The organism is Kurthia gibsonii (assembly GCF_006539985.1).
Classification (GTDB): domain Bacteria; phylum Bacillota; class Bacilli; order Bacillales_A; family Planococcaceae; genus Kurthia; species Kurthia gibsonii.
Genome location: NZ_BJOB01000022.1, coordinates 1 through 18,591 on the forward strand (window position 1 = coordinate 1; position 18,591 = coordinate 18,591).

Consider the following 18,591-nt stretch of genomic DNA (forward strand, 5'->3'; position numbering starts at 1 on the left):
TTTATCTACCCTTGACATCAACGCTACCACCTCAACATGCGCTGTATACGGGAACATGTCGACTGGTTGTACTTCTTTTGTTTTGTAGCCGCCGTCTTCTAAAATACGAAGGTCGCGGGCTAGTGTTGCTGGGTTGCATGATACATAGACAACCTTCTTCGGCTTTTGTTTTAAGATGGTTGTTAAGAGCGCTTCGTCACAGCCTTTTCGTGGTGGATCTACCATCAGTACGTCTGCTGTTTTGCCTTCTTTATACCAGCGAGGAATCACTTCTTCTGCTGGGCCTGCTTCAAAGTATGTGTTCGTAAAGCCATTCAGTGCTGCGTTACGTTTGGCATCTTCAATCGCTTGTGGCACAATCTCAACACCCATCACTGATTTAGCTTGTTTCGCAAGAAATAGCGAAATCGTTCCAATACCACAGTACGCATCAATTACGGTCTCATTACCTGTTAAATCTGCGTAAGCTAATGCTTGTTCATACAATACTTCTGTTTGGATTGGGTTCACTTGATAAAATGAGCGCGCTGAAATTTCAAAGCGGACATCTCCAATATAATCCTCAATTACTTCGTCGCCCCATAGAGGTAGTGTTTCGTTACCGAAAATGACATTCGTATCTTGTCCGTTCACATTTTGCATAATCGCGCGTACATTTGGTACAAGTGTACGAACCGTCTCAATGATGGCTTCTTTTTGCGCGAGTTTACGTTTTTTCGTTACGAGTACGACCATCACTTCATCCGTCGTACGTGCTTTACGAACGACCACATGGCGCAGTAAGCCTTGTTTTGTTTTTTCATCATAAGGTGTTAAGCCGAGCGCCCATAGTTTCGGTTTTAAGCCTTCTAAAATGGCATCTGCTTCAGCTGTTTGAATCAAGCAGCGATTCGTATCGACAATCGCATGTGACTTCGTTTTATAAAAACCAGCTACAGGTACTTCTCCCTCTAATCCGAATGGAATTTGCGCTTTATTACGATAATGCCATGGCTCTGTCATTCCTTTTACAGGGTGAACAGGTACATCGAGCTTACCGATTCGTTTCATCACATTTTCAACCATGTTTTGTTTCCACTTTAGTTGTCCTTCGTATGACAAGTGTTGTAGTTGGCAACCACCGCATTGATGAAAAATCGGACAGGGTGCTTCGACACGATCTGGTGATGGTTCGATGATGTCGATTATTTTCGCAAAACCATAATTTTTCAATGTTTTTAATACATGTACTTCGGCTGTTTCTTCTGGTAAACCACCTTGGATAAATAACGGGTAGCCGTCTACTTTTGCGACACCCGCACCGTCATGTGTTAAATCTTCTATATGAACCGTTAATCGGTCATTCTTCTTTACAGGTACAGTCATTGTTCACATTCGCAATCGAAAATTTATAAAATCTTATAATGTTACGTCTTTTCGATGTGCGTTCTCCTTTTTAACTTAGTTGTATCCAGTGATACAAAACGCCGTAACGAGCGTATGCACAGTTGCTTCATTCAATCTTATTATTGTACCACGAAACAAACAGGCAAAAAAGAAGGAATCGATTGAATCGACTCCCTCTTTCATATACGAACTATTCTTTTTCATCTCTTGTAGCTGGACCATCCATTTTTGCAATCCAGAAACTGATGATAATCGCTACGACTACAATCACAAATGGTGCATAGAATATTAAAAAGTTTTCCATTTGGAACACACTCCTTTAAGCGTGATGATCTTCTTTACCTTCTGTATAATTTTTATTGAAGACGAATAATTTTAAAATTAACCATAAGGCTGGTACGAGTAAACAAAGACCTAAAACGAATGTAACAACAAGCGCAATCGCCATTGTTTGGTTCGTGAATGAATCATATAGTGTGAGATGTGGATACATCAAGTACGGGTAATGGCTAATACCGTATGCGAAGAACGCAAGTAGGAATTGACCAATTACTAAACCGATCGCTAAACCAAACTTCATCTTTTTGAATAATAGATAGATTGTACCGATGAACATGAGCGCTGATAGTGCGAGTAGATACCATAGGTCTACCATACGATCATAGTGTTCTGGATTATGGCTTTTTAATTCAACCATAATACCGATTACTGAGATGACTAATGGGATTGCCCAAATTAACGCATATTTGCGTAGTAAGTCACGCGCTGCCATATCTTTTGCTTCATTCGCATACCATGTTAGGAATGTTGCAGAGATATACAGACAAGCTGAGATAGATAGTACAACGATACTCCACGTTAATGGGCTTGTGAATAATGCTTTATAATTCAATTCAGGTTGTCCTTTTACAATCTCAACAAATCCACCTTCTGAAATTGTTAATACGATTGATAGTGCGGCTGGCATTAAGACACCTGCAATACCGTACATCGTTGCATATCCTTTATGCCCTCTTGCACCGTATGCTTCAAATGCGTAATACGAACCACGAATACATAAAAGAATTAAGATGATACTTCCTGGAATCAACATCGGTTGACCGAAGTAGACAGCTGTTTTCGGGAAGAATCCGATAATTCCAACGAAGAAGAATACGAAGAATACATTCGTTACTTCCCATACTGGTGATAAATAGCGTTGGATGATTTTAGACAGGATGTGTTGCTTCCCTGTCATAATTCCATGTGCGTTGAAGAATCCTGCACCGAAGTCAATTGAACCAACAAGGATATAACCGAATAGGAAGATCCAAAGTACCGTAATCCCTAAAATTTCGATGTTCATTTCGAATCCCCGCCTTTCATTTTACGATCCGCTAATTCACGTTCTACAGGGTTTGATTTAAACATTCTAACTAATACGACCACACTACCGATTCCAAGAATGACATATAGAATACCGAATAGAATCGCCATTAAGCCGACGTTTCCGCTCGTTGTTGCGGCATCTGCGACTTTCATATACTTCACAAGAATCCATGGTTGACGACCAACTTCTGCTAACCACCATCCTGCTTCAATTGCTAAGAATGTTAGTGGTCCACCAAGTACGATGAGCCAGCGGAACCATTTTGAATCAACGAATAACCATTTTCTAATTTTCGCAATGACATACACTAAACTTAATAGAATCATGAACACGCCAATTGTTACCATGAAGTCGAATAGATAGTGAATGTAAAGCGGTGGTGTTTCATCTTTCGGAAATGCATTTAGACCTGTTACTTCTGCGTTAAAGTTATTATGTGCAAGGAAACTTAACATTTTTGGAATACGAATTTCGTATTTAATTTGCTCTGTTTCTTCATTTAACACCCCAAAAAGTATGAGGTCGGCATCTTTTTCTGTTTCAAAATGCCATTCTGCTGCTGCTAATTTTTCTGGTTGGTATTCTGCTAAATATTTTGCTGAGAAGTCCCCGATAATGGCTGTTGCAATAGAGAATACTAAACCAACCTTCATAAATAAGAAAAGTGATTTCTTATAATAAGCATGTCTTGAACCGCGAATCATGCGATACGCTGCAATCGCTGCAAGTAAGAATGCTGATGTCATAAAGGCTGATACAAGTACATGCCCTACTTTTGTAGGCATAGATGGTGAGAACATCGCTACAATCGGTTGAATATTAGTTAACTGACCATCCTGAATATCAAATCCTTGAGGTGAGTTCATGAATGCATTTACGATTGTAATGAATACTGCTGACATTGCTGAACCAACTGCTACTGGAATTAATAATAAGAAATGTTTTTTCTGATTCTCAAATCGATCCCATGTGTACAAGTAAATTCCTAGGAAAATTGCTTCAAAGAAGAACGCAAATGTTTCCATGAAGAGTGGTAACGCAATAACATTACCTGCTACTTCCATAAAACTTGGCCATAAGAGTGATAGTTGTAAACCGAATGCGGTCCCTGTTACAACCCCAACTGCTACGGTAATTACATAGCCTCGCGCAATACGTCGTGCGAGTAAAATATAGTGTTCGTCGTTCTTTTTAATCCCAAGCCACTGTGCAATCATAATCATTAAGGGTACTCCGACACCGATTGTTGCATAGATAATGTGGAATGTTAACGTGAATTCCGTTAACAGACGACTGAAAAATACTGAACTTTCATTCACCATGTTGCTTAGCCTCCTTAGCTAAAAAATGTAACTAACTACAATTGATATGAGCATAATAATTGCTGCAATGCCACAAGTCCAAATTAGAATCCGTTCTTGCTTTTTGTACATAGGCTTCTCCCCTTCATACGCTTATTATACCCCTCTAAAACGTCTTTAAATCGCTAATTCTTGACAGAAATGCTACGTATTCATGTGAAAAGTGTGAGGAAAAATTGCCATTCATGTGACAGTGATGAATGTCACACAAATGCCCTTGATTTTTAAAATGACGCGTGATTTTTTATCGTGAAATATTAATGAAGTTATAAACAGACAATATAAAAAAGACGCATCTATTGCCCACTAAACCCCTTCTTATTTTTCTTACAAACTCATTTTCTGTTTAAATTCTATAGAACAATAAAAAGCTGTAGAAAACATTTATCTCAAAATGTTTCTACAGCTTCCATATTTCTAAACTTATTCTGCTTCTATACGATCTTCTGCACGAATATCTTCAATTGGTACAAATAATTCAATATGGCGTTTTAAATTTTTAAACACAGCTGGTGCATCTCCACCATATTCACCATCTAAATTCAATTGAATCTTATCCTCTGAATAAACTTTAACCTCTTTTGCTTTTGTATAAATCACATGTGAATCTTTTAAATGTTCACCGCGTACAGCAAGTGTAACAAGTTTAATAAAATCAGCGATACTGCATTTTTTTAAGATGAATACAGAGAATAACCCATCATTAATACTTGCGTCTGGTGCTAACTTTTCAAATCCACCAACTGAATTCGTTAGACCGATTAAAAACATCATCGCTTCTTCTTCAAAAACTTCACCATCATATTCAATACGCATATTCGTTGCTTTAATTGATGGTAACATCTCAATACCTTTTAAATAATATGCAAGTTGACCTAAAACAGTTTTCAATTTACTTGGTACTTCATAGGTTAACTCTGTAATACGACCACCACCTGCAATATTAATAAAGTAGCGGTCATTTGCTAAGCCAACATCAACGGGTAATGTATCACCCTGTAAGATAATATCGACTGCTTTGTTAATGTCTCGTGGAATTCGGACAGCTCGAGCAAAATCATTCGTTGTTCCCATTGGAATCAAACCGATTTTCGGACGATTTTCAAACTCACTTACACCTGCAACGACTTCGTTCAATGTGCCGTCACCACCAACTGCTACGATTAACTCAAAATCTCTTTTAACCGCTTCTCTCGCTGCTACAGTCGCATCTCCTTCACAAGTTGTTGCATGACAAGAAGTTTCATAACCAGCAATTTCAAACTTCTCTAATACTTCTGGTAGATGTTTTTTAAAAGCTTCACGACCAGAAGTTGGATTATATATGATTCTTGCTCTTTTCATTCTTATACCTTCCTGCTTCTCAAAATTTTCCCTATTGCTAAAACGAATTCTCTCCTTAAGATGTTGCACTTTCCGTTCATTTTTTCCCTAAAATACATATTCCACTCTTTTCGAATGGAATATGAGTTGTTATATGAAATTAGATTACTTTTTCTAAAGCTTGTTTTTGACTTGCATACACCCAATGCCAAAATTGGTCGTTTGAAGCATTTTCCTCACCAATCATCGTATACATCTCTTTTTGAGCGGCATCGAATTCTTCTGATTCTTTTGGTGGTAATGCTTGACGACACTTCATTACGTAAGCTTGTAATTCCGGTGCGCGTGGTCCCCATGTTCCTAAAACTTCACCTTCTTCAGATAAGAAGATATAAATCGGAATAGCGCGTCCACCATTTGTTAGATAGCGATCAATCAAATCAAGGTTCTCATCGCGTAACACAGCACGTACGTCTAAGTCGGCGGCTTCTGCAATCTTGCGTAAGATGGCATTGTTAATCATCGCGTCCCCACACCAATCTTCTGTAATCACTAAGATATGTGGGCGCTTTGCTTTTAATGCTTCAATAAATGCTGAATCATCTGGTAATGTAAATCCATTATAAACACGATATGAATTATCCTTTAAAGTCGACATTTCGTCCATATATAAAGCAAGTGGTTTTCCTTCTTCAAAATACTGTTGTTCTGTTTTCATTCCATTCCCTCCTCGTTCTTTTTATTTCTTTTATGTCTTTATTGTAACAAATTCGTTTACTATTGACTATTTCCATATTTTTAACTAAACTGAATTTCTTATTCTTCTTACTGAAAGGACTTGATTTTATCCAAAAGTCACTCATCAAAAGCTATAATTTTTTATTATTTGGAATGCTCGCCCTCTTTATTCCGTTTCTTCCCGTTTTTATGAAAGCACAGGGAATGTCGGAAACAAAAGTAGGGCTTTTAATTAGTATAGGTAGTCTTATTACAATCATTGTGCAACCTACATTCGGTATGATTAGTGATCGTTTGAAAACGATTCGTAAAGTAATGCTCGTTTTAATTTTACTCACAACCATTAGTGGTTTTTTCTTATATCAAGCATCTAGCATGAGCTGGATCGTTATTTTTACGTTATTGGTGTATGCTTTTTTAATGCCTTTAGATCCACTTTGTGAATCATTAAGTTTTACAACAGCTGAAACATTAAAAATCTCCTATGGCTCTGTGCGCACATATGGCGCACTTGGTTATGCAGTTCTATCATTAATTGTCGGCTACATAATGGACTGGTTTGGTCTACATAGTATTTCTTATTTATTTGCTGTAGCTGGAATACTTGCCTTTCTATCTGTCTGGTTATTACGTGATGCACCACCAAGCCCTGTACCTGTAACGATTGAAGGTTTTAAAAAATTGATTTTAAATAAAGAAATTTTACTGTTTCTTCTATTAATATTAATCGCTTCTATCTCTGCACGTATGAATGATACATTTCTAGGTATTCACGTAATTACGTTGAATGGCGATAACAAACTTGTTGGGCTTGCGTTCTTTATCGCAGCGGCAAGTGAAATTGTCATCTTCGCTTTAAGCTTTATGTGGTTAAAGCCTGGGAAAGAATTATTACTCATCACGATTGCCATCTTCTTCTATGTAGTACGATTCTTCTTATCAGGAATTGTAGATAATCCTTATGCATTAATTGCTGTACAACTGCTACAGATGGTAACATTCCCAATCTTCTATACAGCGGCAATTCAGTACTTATATAAATTAGTACCACGCGAATGGCGTGCAACAGGACAAACTTTACTTGCACTCTTATTCTTTGGGTTTTCAGGTATGGTAGCATCCGCAATTGGTGGTTATGTGTATAATGTATTCGGCGGACACAACTTCTACTTCATGCTAACAGGTATCTCAGCAGTTGCTTTTTTATATGGAATTTTCCTATTAATTCGTCAAAAACGACAAACATCATAAAAAAAGACTTCGACATTTTTACGTGTCGAAGTCTTTTTCTATTAGCGATTGTGATTCCAAAAATCATCCATTGCGTGGTCCATATAGACCCAACCTTTCCAACCAATGTGTAGTGTGTCTGTGAACATGTAATTTTCATTTTCATGTTGTGACATATCTACATAAGCATAACCTGATTCACGCAAGAATTTATTCATTTTTGCGTAATAATCATCACGACGTTCTTTATCAAATTCTGCATAATCATACCACTTTCCATTCATTGGAATAGAAACAAACATTGGTTTTGCACCAACATCTTTAAAAGCATCCATAACTAATTTTAAATCTGCATACTCTGGTGAGTTGGTATATTCTTCGTCTTTTTTATAACCTTTTAATTCTTGTAGATTAGGCTTAACTTTTTTATCATAATAGCTTGTTTTAATACTATATTCATTATTCACACGCGGTTTACCGAATTCTTCTGCATTAGCAAGTTGTTGCTCAAATGTAAGACCTTTCACTAATGTGTCATCTGCTTTGAGATTACGTGGATTATGTCCAATAAATAGCGAATAATACAAATCTTTTTTATGTTGAATACTACGCGTCATACTTCCGACAGCCATCGCTATTTTACCGACAATCGGATATTTTTTATGGTTGGATAACTCATATTCATACATGGTGCGTAATACTGTATCACGTTTAACTGTATCAAATGTTAGCAGACGCTTCATACCACGCTTTTTAATCTCTGAATCGATTTCTTTATTGAAAGCTAAATCATAAGATTGCAACATCGAGTAGTTCGGTGAAAAATGGAATTCATCTAATCCCTCTTTTACAAACCATTGTGGTGAAACAATGAATACAACTTTTTTGTCTTTTAAGTTTTTCTTCTGTTCCACAATATTTAAAAAGTGAACTAGACTTTGCATACCACCACGCCCTACAAGATACGTATCGTATGGTGCGTCAGTAGCTTTTGCATAATTGTACGGATGGAATGGATCAAATCGTACAAGTTCAGATGAACCTAAAATCGGCATCATATTATCTTGTTGTAACATACGCGATTGCATATATTTCCCTTGATAAACAAGTGGATTCATTTCTGTTTTTGCAGCATCTACTTGTTCATCTGAAATCATTTTTTCAAGCCATTTATTCGGAAAGAATAAGAAGACTAGAAAGAGTGCAACCGCAACAAACAGCGGTACAAACGTTACTTTTTTCATGCAAGCTCTTCTAATTGCATTACAATATTATTCGGTGTATTCCATTCTTCACGATTAAATACTGTAATTGGTACATTGATGCCTAATTCATCTTCGAATGCTACTAACAAGTTGATTGTACCGAATGAATCAAGTAAACCTTCTTGGAATAAATCTAAATCGCGCTCCTCTAAAACAACATCGTCCTCACAAACATCTGCAATAATTTGAATTACTTTTTCTTTATCCATTTTTAAAATCTCCCTTACGTATTAGAATAGTGCGCCTGAGAAAATATAGAAACCAAAACATACAAAATTGAATGTAATGAATACTGAAATCGCATGCGTCCACTTATTATTTTTCCAAAATTTCTTCTTCTTGTTCCATCGTTCGAATACATCGAAACAAATAATGAGCAATGCTTGATACAGACCATACACAATGTAGTGAAGCTCTAAGCCATGCCACGCACCCATTAATAAGAACAATAAGAAGTAACCGATATACGATACTGTATAACGATTTTTAATCCAACGGTTTTTCATCATCCAAAATACAAAGCGCATGTATACGTAGTCACGGAACCAGAATGACAGGCTCATGTGCCAACGTTCCCAGAACTCTTTAATATTTCGGCTAATGAATGGTAAGTTGAAGTTTTTAGGTGTACGAATCCCCATTAGATAACTGACACCAATCGCAAAACAACTATACCCAGCAAAATCAAAGAATAAATACAGACTATATACATACATGTACGCTAGATGCCCTCCAAAAGAATCTAGAACACCGTATGTACGATCCGGTAAGAACACTAAGATTTTGTTATAAAGTAAAAAGGCTAAAATAAATTTATAAAGGAAACCTAAGAAAATCTTATTAATCCCTTTATAAACTAGCTCTCGGTATTCCTCTTTCGTTGGTACTTTTTTAAAATCACGATCAAATCGTTTCCAACGGTCGATTGGACCAGATGAAACAGTCGGGAAGAATAGTAGGAAATAAACCAATTCTGTAATTGGAATATCCTTCTTCATCATGCCGTCTCGTGTTTCCATAATCATTTGTACCGCTCTAAATGTAATATATGAGATACCTAAGAATCCGAAGATGTGTAAATTAAAGAACGGTAAAACTTTTACAAGAACTAACGGTAAAATCGCTAGTAATACACCAATGACAAAAACGGCTGTATGGTTTTTATTTTTACGATACGAATGGTAACCCTTAATTAATAACACTTGGAAAAGTGTAAATAATAAAATCGAAATGGTTGCCTTCCAATTAATCGTATAATTCCCCATATCTAAACCGAAAATCAATGCTAACATAACAACTGTAATAAACAGATTATATTTTCGAGATGATTTTCCTAAGAAACCAAGAATAATCGTTGGTAACAGCGCAATTGCTGTAATTAAGAAGAATAGAAAATCACTATATGGAATCATAAGCCTACTTCAACCGCCAATCTTTTACGGTCTACTTTACCATTCATATTGAGTGGTAGTGAGTCTAAATAGACAAACTTTTTCGGAACCATATAGTTTGGAATGGCTTTTAACAGCTTTTCCTTTAAATTCTTTGTTACTTTAAATGGCTTCTCAGTCATTTCATTGTGCAATGCAACACATGCTGTAAGTGCAGTTACTTCTTCTCCTGATTTAACAGGTAACACGACACACGCACCGACCTCGTCTAAAGCTTCAATTTGCTTTTCGATTTCCTCAATCTCCATACGATAACCATGTAATTTAATTTGGAAGTCCGAACGCCCTGCATAGAAAATATGTCCATCTTGGATATATCCTAAGTCGCCTGCCTTATAAACACGTTCGCCTTCATGCGTTTTGAAAACTTTATTCGTCTGTTCTTCTGCATACAGGTAACCTGATGTACTTACAGTTGGTCCAAAGATGACAAGTTCACCCTTTTCTCCATCTGTTACTTCTTCCATTTGTTCATTCATGATTTTTAAAACCCCTGTATCGACTGGCGCAATTGGTAAGTGTTCATATGTCTTAATCATATCATCTGTTACTTCAACAGCTGTCACAGCTACTGTTGTCTCTGTTGGACCATACAAATTATAGATTGTCGCTTTTTTGAATCGTTGTTTTAATTCTTTAACAACTTGTAACGGTAGTACCTCTCCACAGAACAAGAATGTTTGTAAATCAGGCATTTGTTCATCGTTCCACTCTGGATTCATTAAACAAATCTTCGCGAATGAGGGTGTAGATGTCCATACATTAATTGAGGAATCATGTAATTCTTCAAATAATAAACCAGCATTTTCAATTTGAGATTTTGTTATCGCATGTAACTCTCTTCCACCTGTTAAGGCTGGATATAAGTCCATTACGGATAAGTCGAAGGAGTAAGGTGCTTGATTTAAATACACACCATTTGGAAGCGAGCAAGCTTCGTTAATCCATGCAACAAAATGTCGTAAATTTGATTCAGAGATTTGTACGCCTTTTGGCTTTCCTGTACTACCTGATGTATAGATGATATAAAATACTTCATCTTCGCTAACCCATGTAGTTGGATTGTTTTGAGCTCCTTCTCCCTTTACAATCAAATCATTAGCTGCTTGTTGTTGCACAGCAATTTCTAAATCGAATTGCTCCGTTGTGATCATAAATGAAGATTTCGATGCCTCAACGATATGTGTAATTCGTTCTGAAGGAATCGAAATATCGAGTGGGATATATGGGTGACCTGCTTTTACAACTCCTAAAAATGCGATAATTTGTTTAGGAGACATATGTCCGTAAACTGTAATCGGGCTATTTTTAGGCAAATTCATTTTTTTTATGGTATGCGCCAATGCGTTTGATTGTTCCCAAAGTTCACCGTAGGTAACGGTTTGACCTGCTGATCGGTACGCTACTTTTTCTGGATGTTCCTTTGCAACAGATGCAATTTGTTGTAGCACATTCATAATATGCACTTCCTTTCACTAAAACTCGGTATATATAAATGGACCCGCGCTCATATCATGGAAACCGTAAATTAATACAAGTAACACCATAATGGCAAAATAAAAGAACGTTTGACCAATTGCTCGCGGAACACTCATTTTTTCTTCTTCTTTTTTTTCTTTATTTACCATTTGTACGCTCCTTTCCACCTTTTATTCTAACGATTTAAGCTTTAAAAAGTTTCATTTTCTTCGCTAAATATAACATTTATTACACCAATATAAATTTTATATTACAAAAAGGGCAAATGATAGTGGAAAATAGTCACAAATCTTTTCCATACTTTATTACCTCATTTAAAGTAAATGCTTATTAAAAAAATAAAAAAGACGTTCAGTGGTATCAAACGAACCATGAACGACTTTTTCAACTTATTAACGTTTGTTAATTTCTTCAATTAGTAATTTATTTACCATTTGAGGGTTAGCTTGACCGCGTGATGCTTTCATGATTTGACCTACTAGGAAACCAATCGCACGATCTTTACCATTTTTAAAGTCTTCAATTGATTGTGGATTATTATCTAGGACTTCTGTCACCATTGCTAATAAAGCACCTTCATCAGAGATCTGTACTAAACCTTTTGCCTTAACGATTTCTTCTGCGTTACCACCGTTTTCAACAAGCTCTTTGAAAACTTTCTTCGCAATCTTAGAAGAAATAGTATCTGCAGAGATTAATTTAATCATACCTGCAAGACCTTCTGGTGTTAAGGCTGTATCGGCTAATTCTTTTTGCTCTGCATTTAAGTAAGCATTTACTTCACCCATTAACCAGTTTGATGCTAGTTTTGCATCTGCACCAGCTGCAACAGTCGCTTCAAAGAAATCAGCTGTTTCTTTTGATAAAGTTAATACGTGCGCGTCATAGGCTGGGATGCCCATCTCTGCTACATAACGTTCTTTACGAGCATCAGGTAATTCTGGAATCATTGCTTTTTCGCGCTCTAACCATGCGTCATCAATTACGATGTCTACTAAGTCAGGCTCTGGGAAGTAACGGTAATCATCTGTACCTTCTTTTACACGCATTAATACAGTTTTACTTGTTTTCTCGTCGAAACGACGTGTTTCTTGCTTGATTTCGCCGCCTGCTTTTAGTACAGCTTCTTGGCGCTGTGCTTCATACTCAATCCCTTTACGAACGAAGTTGAATGAGTTTAAGTTTTTAAGCTCTGTACGTGTACCGAATTCTTCTTGACCGTAAGGACGGATTGAGATGTTCGCGTCACAACGTAGAGAACCTTCCTCCATACGAACGTCTGAAACGCCTGTATATTGGATAATCGCTTTTAGTTTTTCAAGGTACGCATATGCTTCCTCTGGTGTACGAATATCTGGCTCAGAAACGATTTCAACAAGTGGAGTTCCTTGACGGTTATAATCCACTAATGAAGCGTTCGTACCATGTGTTAATTTACCCGCATCTTCTTCCATATGAATACGTGTAATACCGATACGTTTCTTTTCGCCATTTACTTCGATTTCAATCCAACCGTTTTCACCAATTGGTTTATCAAATTGTGAAATTTGATATGCTTTTGGGTTATCAGGGTAGAAGTAGTTTTTACGGTCGAACTTTGTATGTTGGTTAATATCCATGTTTAGCGCAAGAGCTACACGCATCGCATAGTTCACAACTTCTTTATTCACAACAGGTAATACGCCAGGATATCCTAAGTCGATTACTGATATATTTGTATTGGGTTCAGAACCAAATTTGTTTGGAGATGGTGAGAAAATTTTTGAGTTGGTTTTTAACTCAACGTGTACTTCTAAACCGACAACTGTTTCAAAATTTGTCATGTTATTTTACCTCCCAAGTTTGAGGTGTTTTTGTATGGAAATCTGTTACGCGTTCGAATGCATCTGCAACACGGTAAACAGTTCCTTCTTCGAAATAGTTACCAATGATTTGTAAACCAACAGGAAGATCACCGTCAAAACCACATGGAATTGAGATAGCTGGAACACCTGCTAAGTTAATTGGAACCGTTAAAATATCATTCGCATAAACAGTCATTGGATCTTCGATATTTTCGCCTAGCTTGAATGCAGTTGTTGGTGTTGTAGGTCCAACAATGACATCATACGATTTGAATACTTCATCAAAGTCTTGTTTGATTAATGTACGAACTTGTTGTGCTTTTTTATAGTAAGCATCATACGTACCAGCTGATAATGAGTAAGTTCCTAACATAATACGGCGTTTTACTTCATCACCAAAACCTTGCGCACGTGTTTGTAAGTATAAATCTTCTAAGTTATCTGCTTCTGCACGGAAACCATAACGGATACCGTCAAAACGGGATAGGTTAGATGAAGCTTCAGAAGAAGAAAGGATATAGTAAGCTGCTAAAGCATATTTAGAATGTGGAAGTGATACTTCGTCTACAGTAGCGCCAAGTTCTTTTAACTTGTCGATCGCTGCTTGTACTTGTGCTTTCACACCAGCAGAAACACCTTCACCTAAATATTCTTTTGGAACTGCTACTTTAAGACCTTTAATATCGCCTGTTAATTGTGCAGCGAAATCAGGTACTTCTACGTTTGCAGAAGTTGAGTCATTTGCATCAACGCCTGAAATCGCTTCTAATAATAATGCGTTATCACGCACGTTGCGTGTAATTGGTCCAATTTGATCTAAAGAAGATGCAAACGCTACTAAACCGTAACGAGATACGCGACCATATGTAGGTTTCATACCTACTACACCACAGAATGCTGCTGGTTGACGGATTGAACCACCTGTATCAGAACCTAATGTGAATGGTACTTCGCCTGCTGCTACTGCTGCTGCTGAACCACCTGAAGAACCACCAGGTACATGATTGAAATTCCAAGGATTGTGAACAGGTTTGATGCTTGAGTTTTCGTTTGCAGAACCCATCGCAAATTCATCCATGTTAACTTTACCAACCGTAATCATGCCTGCATCACGTAATTTTTGTACAACTGTTGCATCATAAATTGGGTTGAATCCTTCTAAAATTTTTGAAGCACAAGTTGTTTCAAGTCCTTCAGTTACAATGTTGTCCTTTACACCGATTGGTAAACCAAATAGTGGTCCACGTTCTTCGAAAGGTACTTTGTCCATCTCAGCTGCTTGTGCAGTAGCTGCTTCTTTGTTTAGTGCTAAAAACGCACCTACTTCGCCATCAAGTGCTTCGATACGAGCAAATGCTTCTGCTGTTAAGTCTGCAATTGTTACTTCTTTGTTTTTTAGAAGTTCTTGCATCTCAGCAGATGTATGTTTAAACAATGACATCCGTATTGTTCCTCCTTCAATTAATTTATTCAGACATAATTGGTGGTACTTTAACTAGTCCATCTTGTTGTTCCTTGACGTTTTTCATCATCAAATCACGTGATAAACCTTCTGCTGCCACATCTTCACGAAATACGTTTACAAGCGGTAGAACATGCGTTGTTGGTTCTACATTCGTTGTATCTAATTCGTTCAATTGTGCCGCAAAATCAGTAATTGCAGCGAGTTGACTTGCGAATTTTTCCGCTTCTTCTTCTGTGATTGCAAGACGAGCCAATTTTGCTACGTGTTTCACTTCTTCTACTGAAAGTTTTGCCATTTGTTACACCTCCAAATTCGATAACCATACCTATGATAATATCATTTCTTTCATACAGTAAGCAAGGTACTTTTATGTAGTAAAGCGCTCGTAACATCTTGAAAATAAAGGGTTTTCTAAAAGTTTTGAGTTTGTTCACAGCTTAACATCGGTTTTAGTACATGAAAAAACGTAAGTGATGGATGTCACATCACTTACGTTTTTTTATTCGTTATAAAGATGGACAAACGTTTCGGATTCGCCACTCTTTTTAACAATCAATGCCTCTGGTCCATTTACAGACGTAATACTTACTTCTACTTTTAAATCTTTCGGGAATTGCTTCACGACTTCAGAAGCTGCATATTGTGTAAAACCTGTAATTTCTGAAGAACCATAAAACTTAATTGGAATTTTGATTTTTAGACTCTGCATACGATCTTGTGTATAGTAACCTGTACCGATGATATTCGCTGAGTTTGTAAAGTACGAATCAATTTTCTCTTTGAATGTGATGAAGTTGTCATTTACTTCACGGTACTTATCTTCAGGGTTTGACATTGGGAACTGTAAATACTTTTCGCTAACATTTTTCCAATCGTTAATTGTTGACTTACCTTCGCCTACTTCTGCATAGGCAATATACGTTCCTGGTACAATATCTCCCCGTGCAGATTGTTTATACAGTCCAATCGTAATAGGTATATTGGCTAAACCATCTATATCTCGTAGACGCTTTACAACTTTTGCAGCAATTTTTTTACCTTCTTCATTTAATGTAGCGTCTGGAATCGGCTCATCATACGTTGCGCCATAATCTTCCTTTTGATAGTAGTAAACTGAATTTAACGCTAAACCAATTGAAATGCCTGCTAATTTCACTTTATTCGAACCCGATTGTTTTAAATAGTCTTGTTCGATAATGTGTGCTAAGTAAACAGGAGCTTTTTTTGCACGCTCTGTTGGGCTCATACCTTTATCGCTTGGATTTAGACCTTCATCGGATTGATTTCTACGCGCCAACCACGATTGTACGGTTTCTTTATCTAAATATTGTCCTTCTTGGAAGAAGTATTCGTCTGGGTCATATACATTACGCGAGATACGTGTTAATCCTTGTTCTGCTTCTTGAATATCATAATTTGAATAGATATTCGATACAATGAGACCACGACTTGCACTTTCTTTATAAGGTAATAATGTACGATAGTATTTTCCTTCTGTAACTGTATTCGGCACAATTGTTGATTGACTATCATCTTTGTCTTGCGTTACAACTTTCTTCTCTTCTTTTGAAAGAGGACTTGTACATCCAGCTAATAAAGCAGCAGCTAGTATCGCAGGAATTAAGCGGCGTTTTTTCATCATTTCCTAAAACTCCTTCATTTAAGATAATTCTTCTATGAGACGTTCCTCATTCCACACTTCAATTCCGAGTTGTTCAGCTTTTGTTAATTTAGAGCCCGCATCCTCACCTGCAATGACAAGGTCTGTTTTCTTACTCACACTCCCTGTCACTTTGCCGCCAAGCTCTTCAATTTTCTTTTGAGCTTCTGAGCGATTTAATTGTGAAAGCTTACCTGTTAATACAATCGTCTTTCCATTAAATACACTATCAATTTCTTCGGTATTGATTTTCTTACCAGTATAATATACATTGACGCCTAATTGGCGTAAACGTTCGATTAATTCACGAACTTCTTCTTTTTCAAAATACGTGACAATAGAATCAGCCATCTTATCACCAATCTCAAACACTGCTGTCAACTGCTCCACTGTCGCATCCATTAACGCATCAATTGATTCAAATTCCTCTGCTAACAGGCGTGCTGCTTTTGCACCTACGTGACGAATCCCTAAACCAAATAATAATCTTTCTAGTGAGTTTTTCTTAGAAGCTTCAATTGCATCTAATAAATTTTGTGCAGATTTTTCACCCATTCGTTCAAGGGCAATTAATTCTTCCTTATTTAAGGTATATAAGTCTGAAACGTCTTTCACAAGTCCTTCGCGTAGTAGCTGACTAACTACACGTTCACCGATACCCTCAATATTCATCGCGTTACGTGAAACGAAGTGCGATAATCCCTCTGCGACTTGTGCAAAACAACTTGGATTTACACAACGGAGCGCAACTTCATCATCAATACGTACTAATTCACTGCCACAAGCTGGGCAGTGCGTCGGCATTGTAAAAGGCTCTAGTCCTTCAGGTCGTTGGTCGAATAATACTTGTTTTACTTCTGGAATAATATCACCAGCTTTACGAATAATGACCGCATCACCAATACGAATATCTTTTTCGCGAATGATGTTTTCATTATGTAGCGTTGCACGCTGGACAGTTGTTCCAGCAACTTGAACAGGTTCTAAAATCGCAGTTGGTGTAACAACACCTGTACGTCCAACTGTTAAGTCAATATCCAAAACTTTCGTCATGACTTCTTCAGCGGGGAATTTGTAAGCGATTGACCAACGCGGTGCTTTCACTGTATTCCCAAGCTCTTGTTGCTGGTCATAGCGATCTACCTTTACTACAATCCCATCAATTTCATAAATTAAGTTTGGTCTTTTTTCTGTCCATTCTTGAATGTATGCAAATACTTCTTCAATTGTTTGGCATTTTTTACGTTCGTGGTTCGTAGTGAAGCCAAGTTGATCTAAATAATCTAGTGCATCACTATGACTTGCGAGACCATAATCTTCACCACTACCGCCAATAGCATAGATGAATGTTGAAAGATTACGCTTTGCTGCAATTTTCGGGTCAAGCTGGCGTAAAGAACCCGCAGCTGCATTACGTGGGTTCGCGAACAGTTCTTCCCCCTGTTCAGCACGTACTTTATTTAAATTTGTGAATGACTTCTTCGGCATATAACATTCGCCGCGCACTTCAATTGTCACAGGTTCTTTTAAGCGAAGAGGAATCGAATGCACTGTTTTTAAATTCTCTGTAATATCTTCACCTACAAAACCATTTCCACGTGTTGCACCACGAACAAATAGACCATTGTCATACATTAGCGAGATGGCTAAACCATCTATTTTTAATTCACATACATAAGAGAAATTATCGCCAATCGATTGGCGAACACGCTCATCAAAGCTTTTTAAATCAGCTTCACTGAACGCATTCCCTAGACTAAGCATCGGATAACGATGTTCTACTTTATTAAATCCTTTTAAAATCTCGCCACCGACACGTTGGGTTGGAGAATCTGGATAAATCAAATCCGGATATTCTTGTTCAATCGCAAGTAATTCATGTAGCATCTTATCATATACATGATCAGGTACAGTCGGTTGGTCTAATACATAATAGGCATGTCCGTATTCATGTAATAACCGATTATATTCTGCGACTTTCTGTTCCAGTTCTTTTCTGTCCATTCTTTTTCCTCCATCT

17 protein-coding genes are annotated in these 18,591 nt (G+C 37.2%); 1 reads left to right on the plus strand and 16 read right to left on the minus strand.

Going from position 1 to position 18,591, the window contains the following annotated elements:
- The 6 genes from rlmD to KGI01_RS08160 form a co-directional block, all read right to left on the minus strand.
- Positions 1-1,365, minus strand: a 1,365-nt coding sequence (gene rlmD / locus KGI01_RS08140) for a 23S rRNA (uracil(1939)-C(5))-methyltransferase RlmD (protein WP_141274284.1), incomplete at its 3' end; no start/stop codon positions are given.
- Between the two features lie 211 nt (positions 1,366-1,576).
- Positions 1,577-1,690 (minus strand): cytochrome bd oxidase small subunit CydS family protein, encoded by a 114-nt coding sequence (gene cydS, locus KGI01_RS14205; RefSeq protein WP_373863126.1) that lies wholly within the window; start codon positions 1,688-1,690, stop codon positions 1,577-1,579.
- A 15-nt stretch (positions 1,691-1,705) separates the two neighbouring features.
- Positions 1,706-2,731: a cytochrome d ubiquinol oxidase subunit II gene (locus KGI01_RS08145; protein WP_141274285.1), complete on the minus strand. Its 1,026-nt coding sequence runs from the start codon at positions 2,729-2,731 to the stop codon at positions 1,706-1,708.
- Positions 2,728-4,077, minus strand: coding sequence for a cytochrome ubiquinol oxidase subunit I (locus KGI01_RS08150; protein WP_141274286.1), 1,350 nt, complete (start codon positions 4,075-4,077; stop codon positions 2,728-2,730). The genes KGI01_RS08145 and KGI01_RS08150 overlap by 4 nt, the downstream gene beginning before the upstream one ends.
- A 462-nt stretch (positions 4,078-4,539) precedes the next feature.
- Positions 4,540-5,460, minus strand: a complete 921-nt coding sequence (locus KGI01_RS08155) for a diacylglycerol kinase (RefSeq protein WP_141274287.1) — start codon at positions 5,458-5,460, stop codon at positions 4,540-4,542.
- Between the two features lie 139 nt (positions 5,461-5,599).
- Positions 5,600-6,157 (minus strand): thioredoxin family protein, encoded by a 558-nt coding sequence (locus KGI01_RS08160; protein ID WP_141274288.1) that lies wholly within the window; start codon positions 6,155-6,157, stop codon positions 5,600-5,602.
- Positions 6,158-6,300: 143 nt separating this feature from the next.
- Here KGI01_RS08160 and KGI01_RS08165 point away from each other — a divergent pair, with 143 nt between their 5' ends.
- Positions 6,301-7,428, plus strand: a complete 1,128-nt coding sequence (locus tag KGI01_RS08165) for an MFS transporter (RefSeq protein ID WP_255314766.1) — start codon at positions 6,301-6,303, stop codon at positions 7,426-7,428.
- 41 nt (positions 7,429-7,469) lie between these two features.
- On the opposite strand, the gene dltD is transcribed toward KGI01_RS08165, so the two are convergent.
- From dltD to ligA, 10 genes are all read right to left on the minus strand, one after another.
- Positions 7,470-8,651 carry a D-alanyl-lipoteichoic acid biosynthesis protein DltD gene (gene dltD, locus KGI01_RS08170; protein ID WP_141274289.1) on the minus strand — a complete coding sequence of 394 codons (1,182 nt, stop codon included), beginning with the start codon at positions 8,649-8,651 and terminating at the stop codon, positions 7,470-7,472.
- Positions 8,648-8,881 (minus strand): D-alanine--poly(phosphoribitol) ligase subunit DltC, encoded by a 234-nt coding sequence (gene dltC / locus KGI01_RS08175; RefSeq protein WP_087682254.1) that lies wholly within the window; start codon positions 8,879-8,881, stop codon positions 8,648-8,650. The genes dltD and dltC overlap by 4 nt, the downstream gene beginning before the upstream one ends.
- Positions 8,882-8,902: 21 nt before the next feature.
- Entirely contained in the window at positions 8,903-10,084 is a 1,182-nt protein-coding gene (gene dltB, locus KGI01_RS08180; protein WP_141274290.1) for a D-alanyl-lipoteichoic acid biosynthesis protein DltB, read from the minus strand.
- The gene (gene dltA / locus KGI01_RS08185; protein WP_255314765.1) at positions 10,081-11,580 is read right to left on the minus strand and encodes a D-alanine--poly(phosphoribitol) ligase subunit DltA; all 1,500 of its coding nucleotides are present in this window, start codon (positions 11,578-11,580) and stop codon (positions 10,081-10,083) included. The genes dltB and dltA overlap by 4 nt, the downstream gene beginning before the upstream one ends.
- Before the next feature lie 18 nt (positions 11,581-11,598).
- Positions 11,599-11,751: a teichoic acid D-Ala incorporation-associated protein DltX gene (locus tag KGI01_RS08190; RefSeq protein WP_231726972.1), complete on the minus strand. Its 153-nt coding sequence runs from the start codon at positions 11,749-11,751 to the stop codon at positions 11,599-11,601.
- 243 nt (positions 11,752-11,994) lie between these two features.
- The gene (gene gatB, locus KGI01_RS08195) at positions 11,995-13,425 is read right to left on the minus strand and encodes an Asp-tRNA(Asn)/Glu-tRNA(Gln) amidotransferase subunit GatB (RefSeq protein WP_141274291.1); all 1,431 of its coding nucleotides are present in this window, start codon (positions 13,423-13,425) and stop codon (positions 11,995-11,997) included.
- A gap of 1 nt (position 13,426) precedes the next feature.
- Entirely contained in the window at positions 13,427-14,887 is a 1,461-nt protein-coding gene (gatA, locus tag KGI01_RS08200) for an Asp-tRNA(Asn)/Glu-tRNA(Gln) amidotransferase subunit GatA (protein ID WP_141274292.1), read from the minus strand.
- A 25-nt stretch (positions 14,888-14,912) separates the two neighbouring features.
- Positions 14,913-15,206: an Asp-tRNA(Asn)/Glu-tRNA(Gln) amidotransferase subunit GatC gene (gene gatC / locus KGI01_RS08205; protein WP_141274293.1), complete on the minus strand. Its 294-nt coding sequence runs from the start codon at positions 15,204-15,206 to the stop codon at positions 14,913-14,915.
- A gap of 204 nt (positions 15,207-15,410) precedes the next feature.
- Positions 15,411-16,553 carry a CamS family sex pheromone protein gene (locus KGI01_RS08210; RefSeq protein ID WP_307723180.1) on the minus strand — a complete coding sequence of 381 codons (1,143 nt, stop codon included), beginning with the start codon at positions 16,551-16,553 and terminating at the stop codon, positions 15,411-15,413.
- Positions 16,554-16,571: 18 nt separating this feature from the next.
- Positions 16,572-18,575, minus strand: coding sequence for an NAD-dependent DNA ligase LigA (gene ligA / locus KGI01_RS08215; protein ID WP_141274294.1), 2,004 nt, complete (start codon positions 18,573-18,575; stop codon positions 16,572-16,574).
- Positions 18,576-18,591 lie beyond the last annotated feature (16 nt).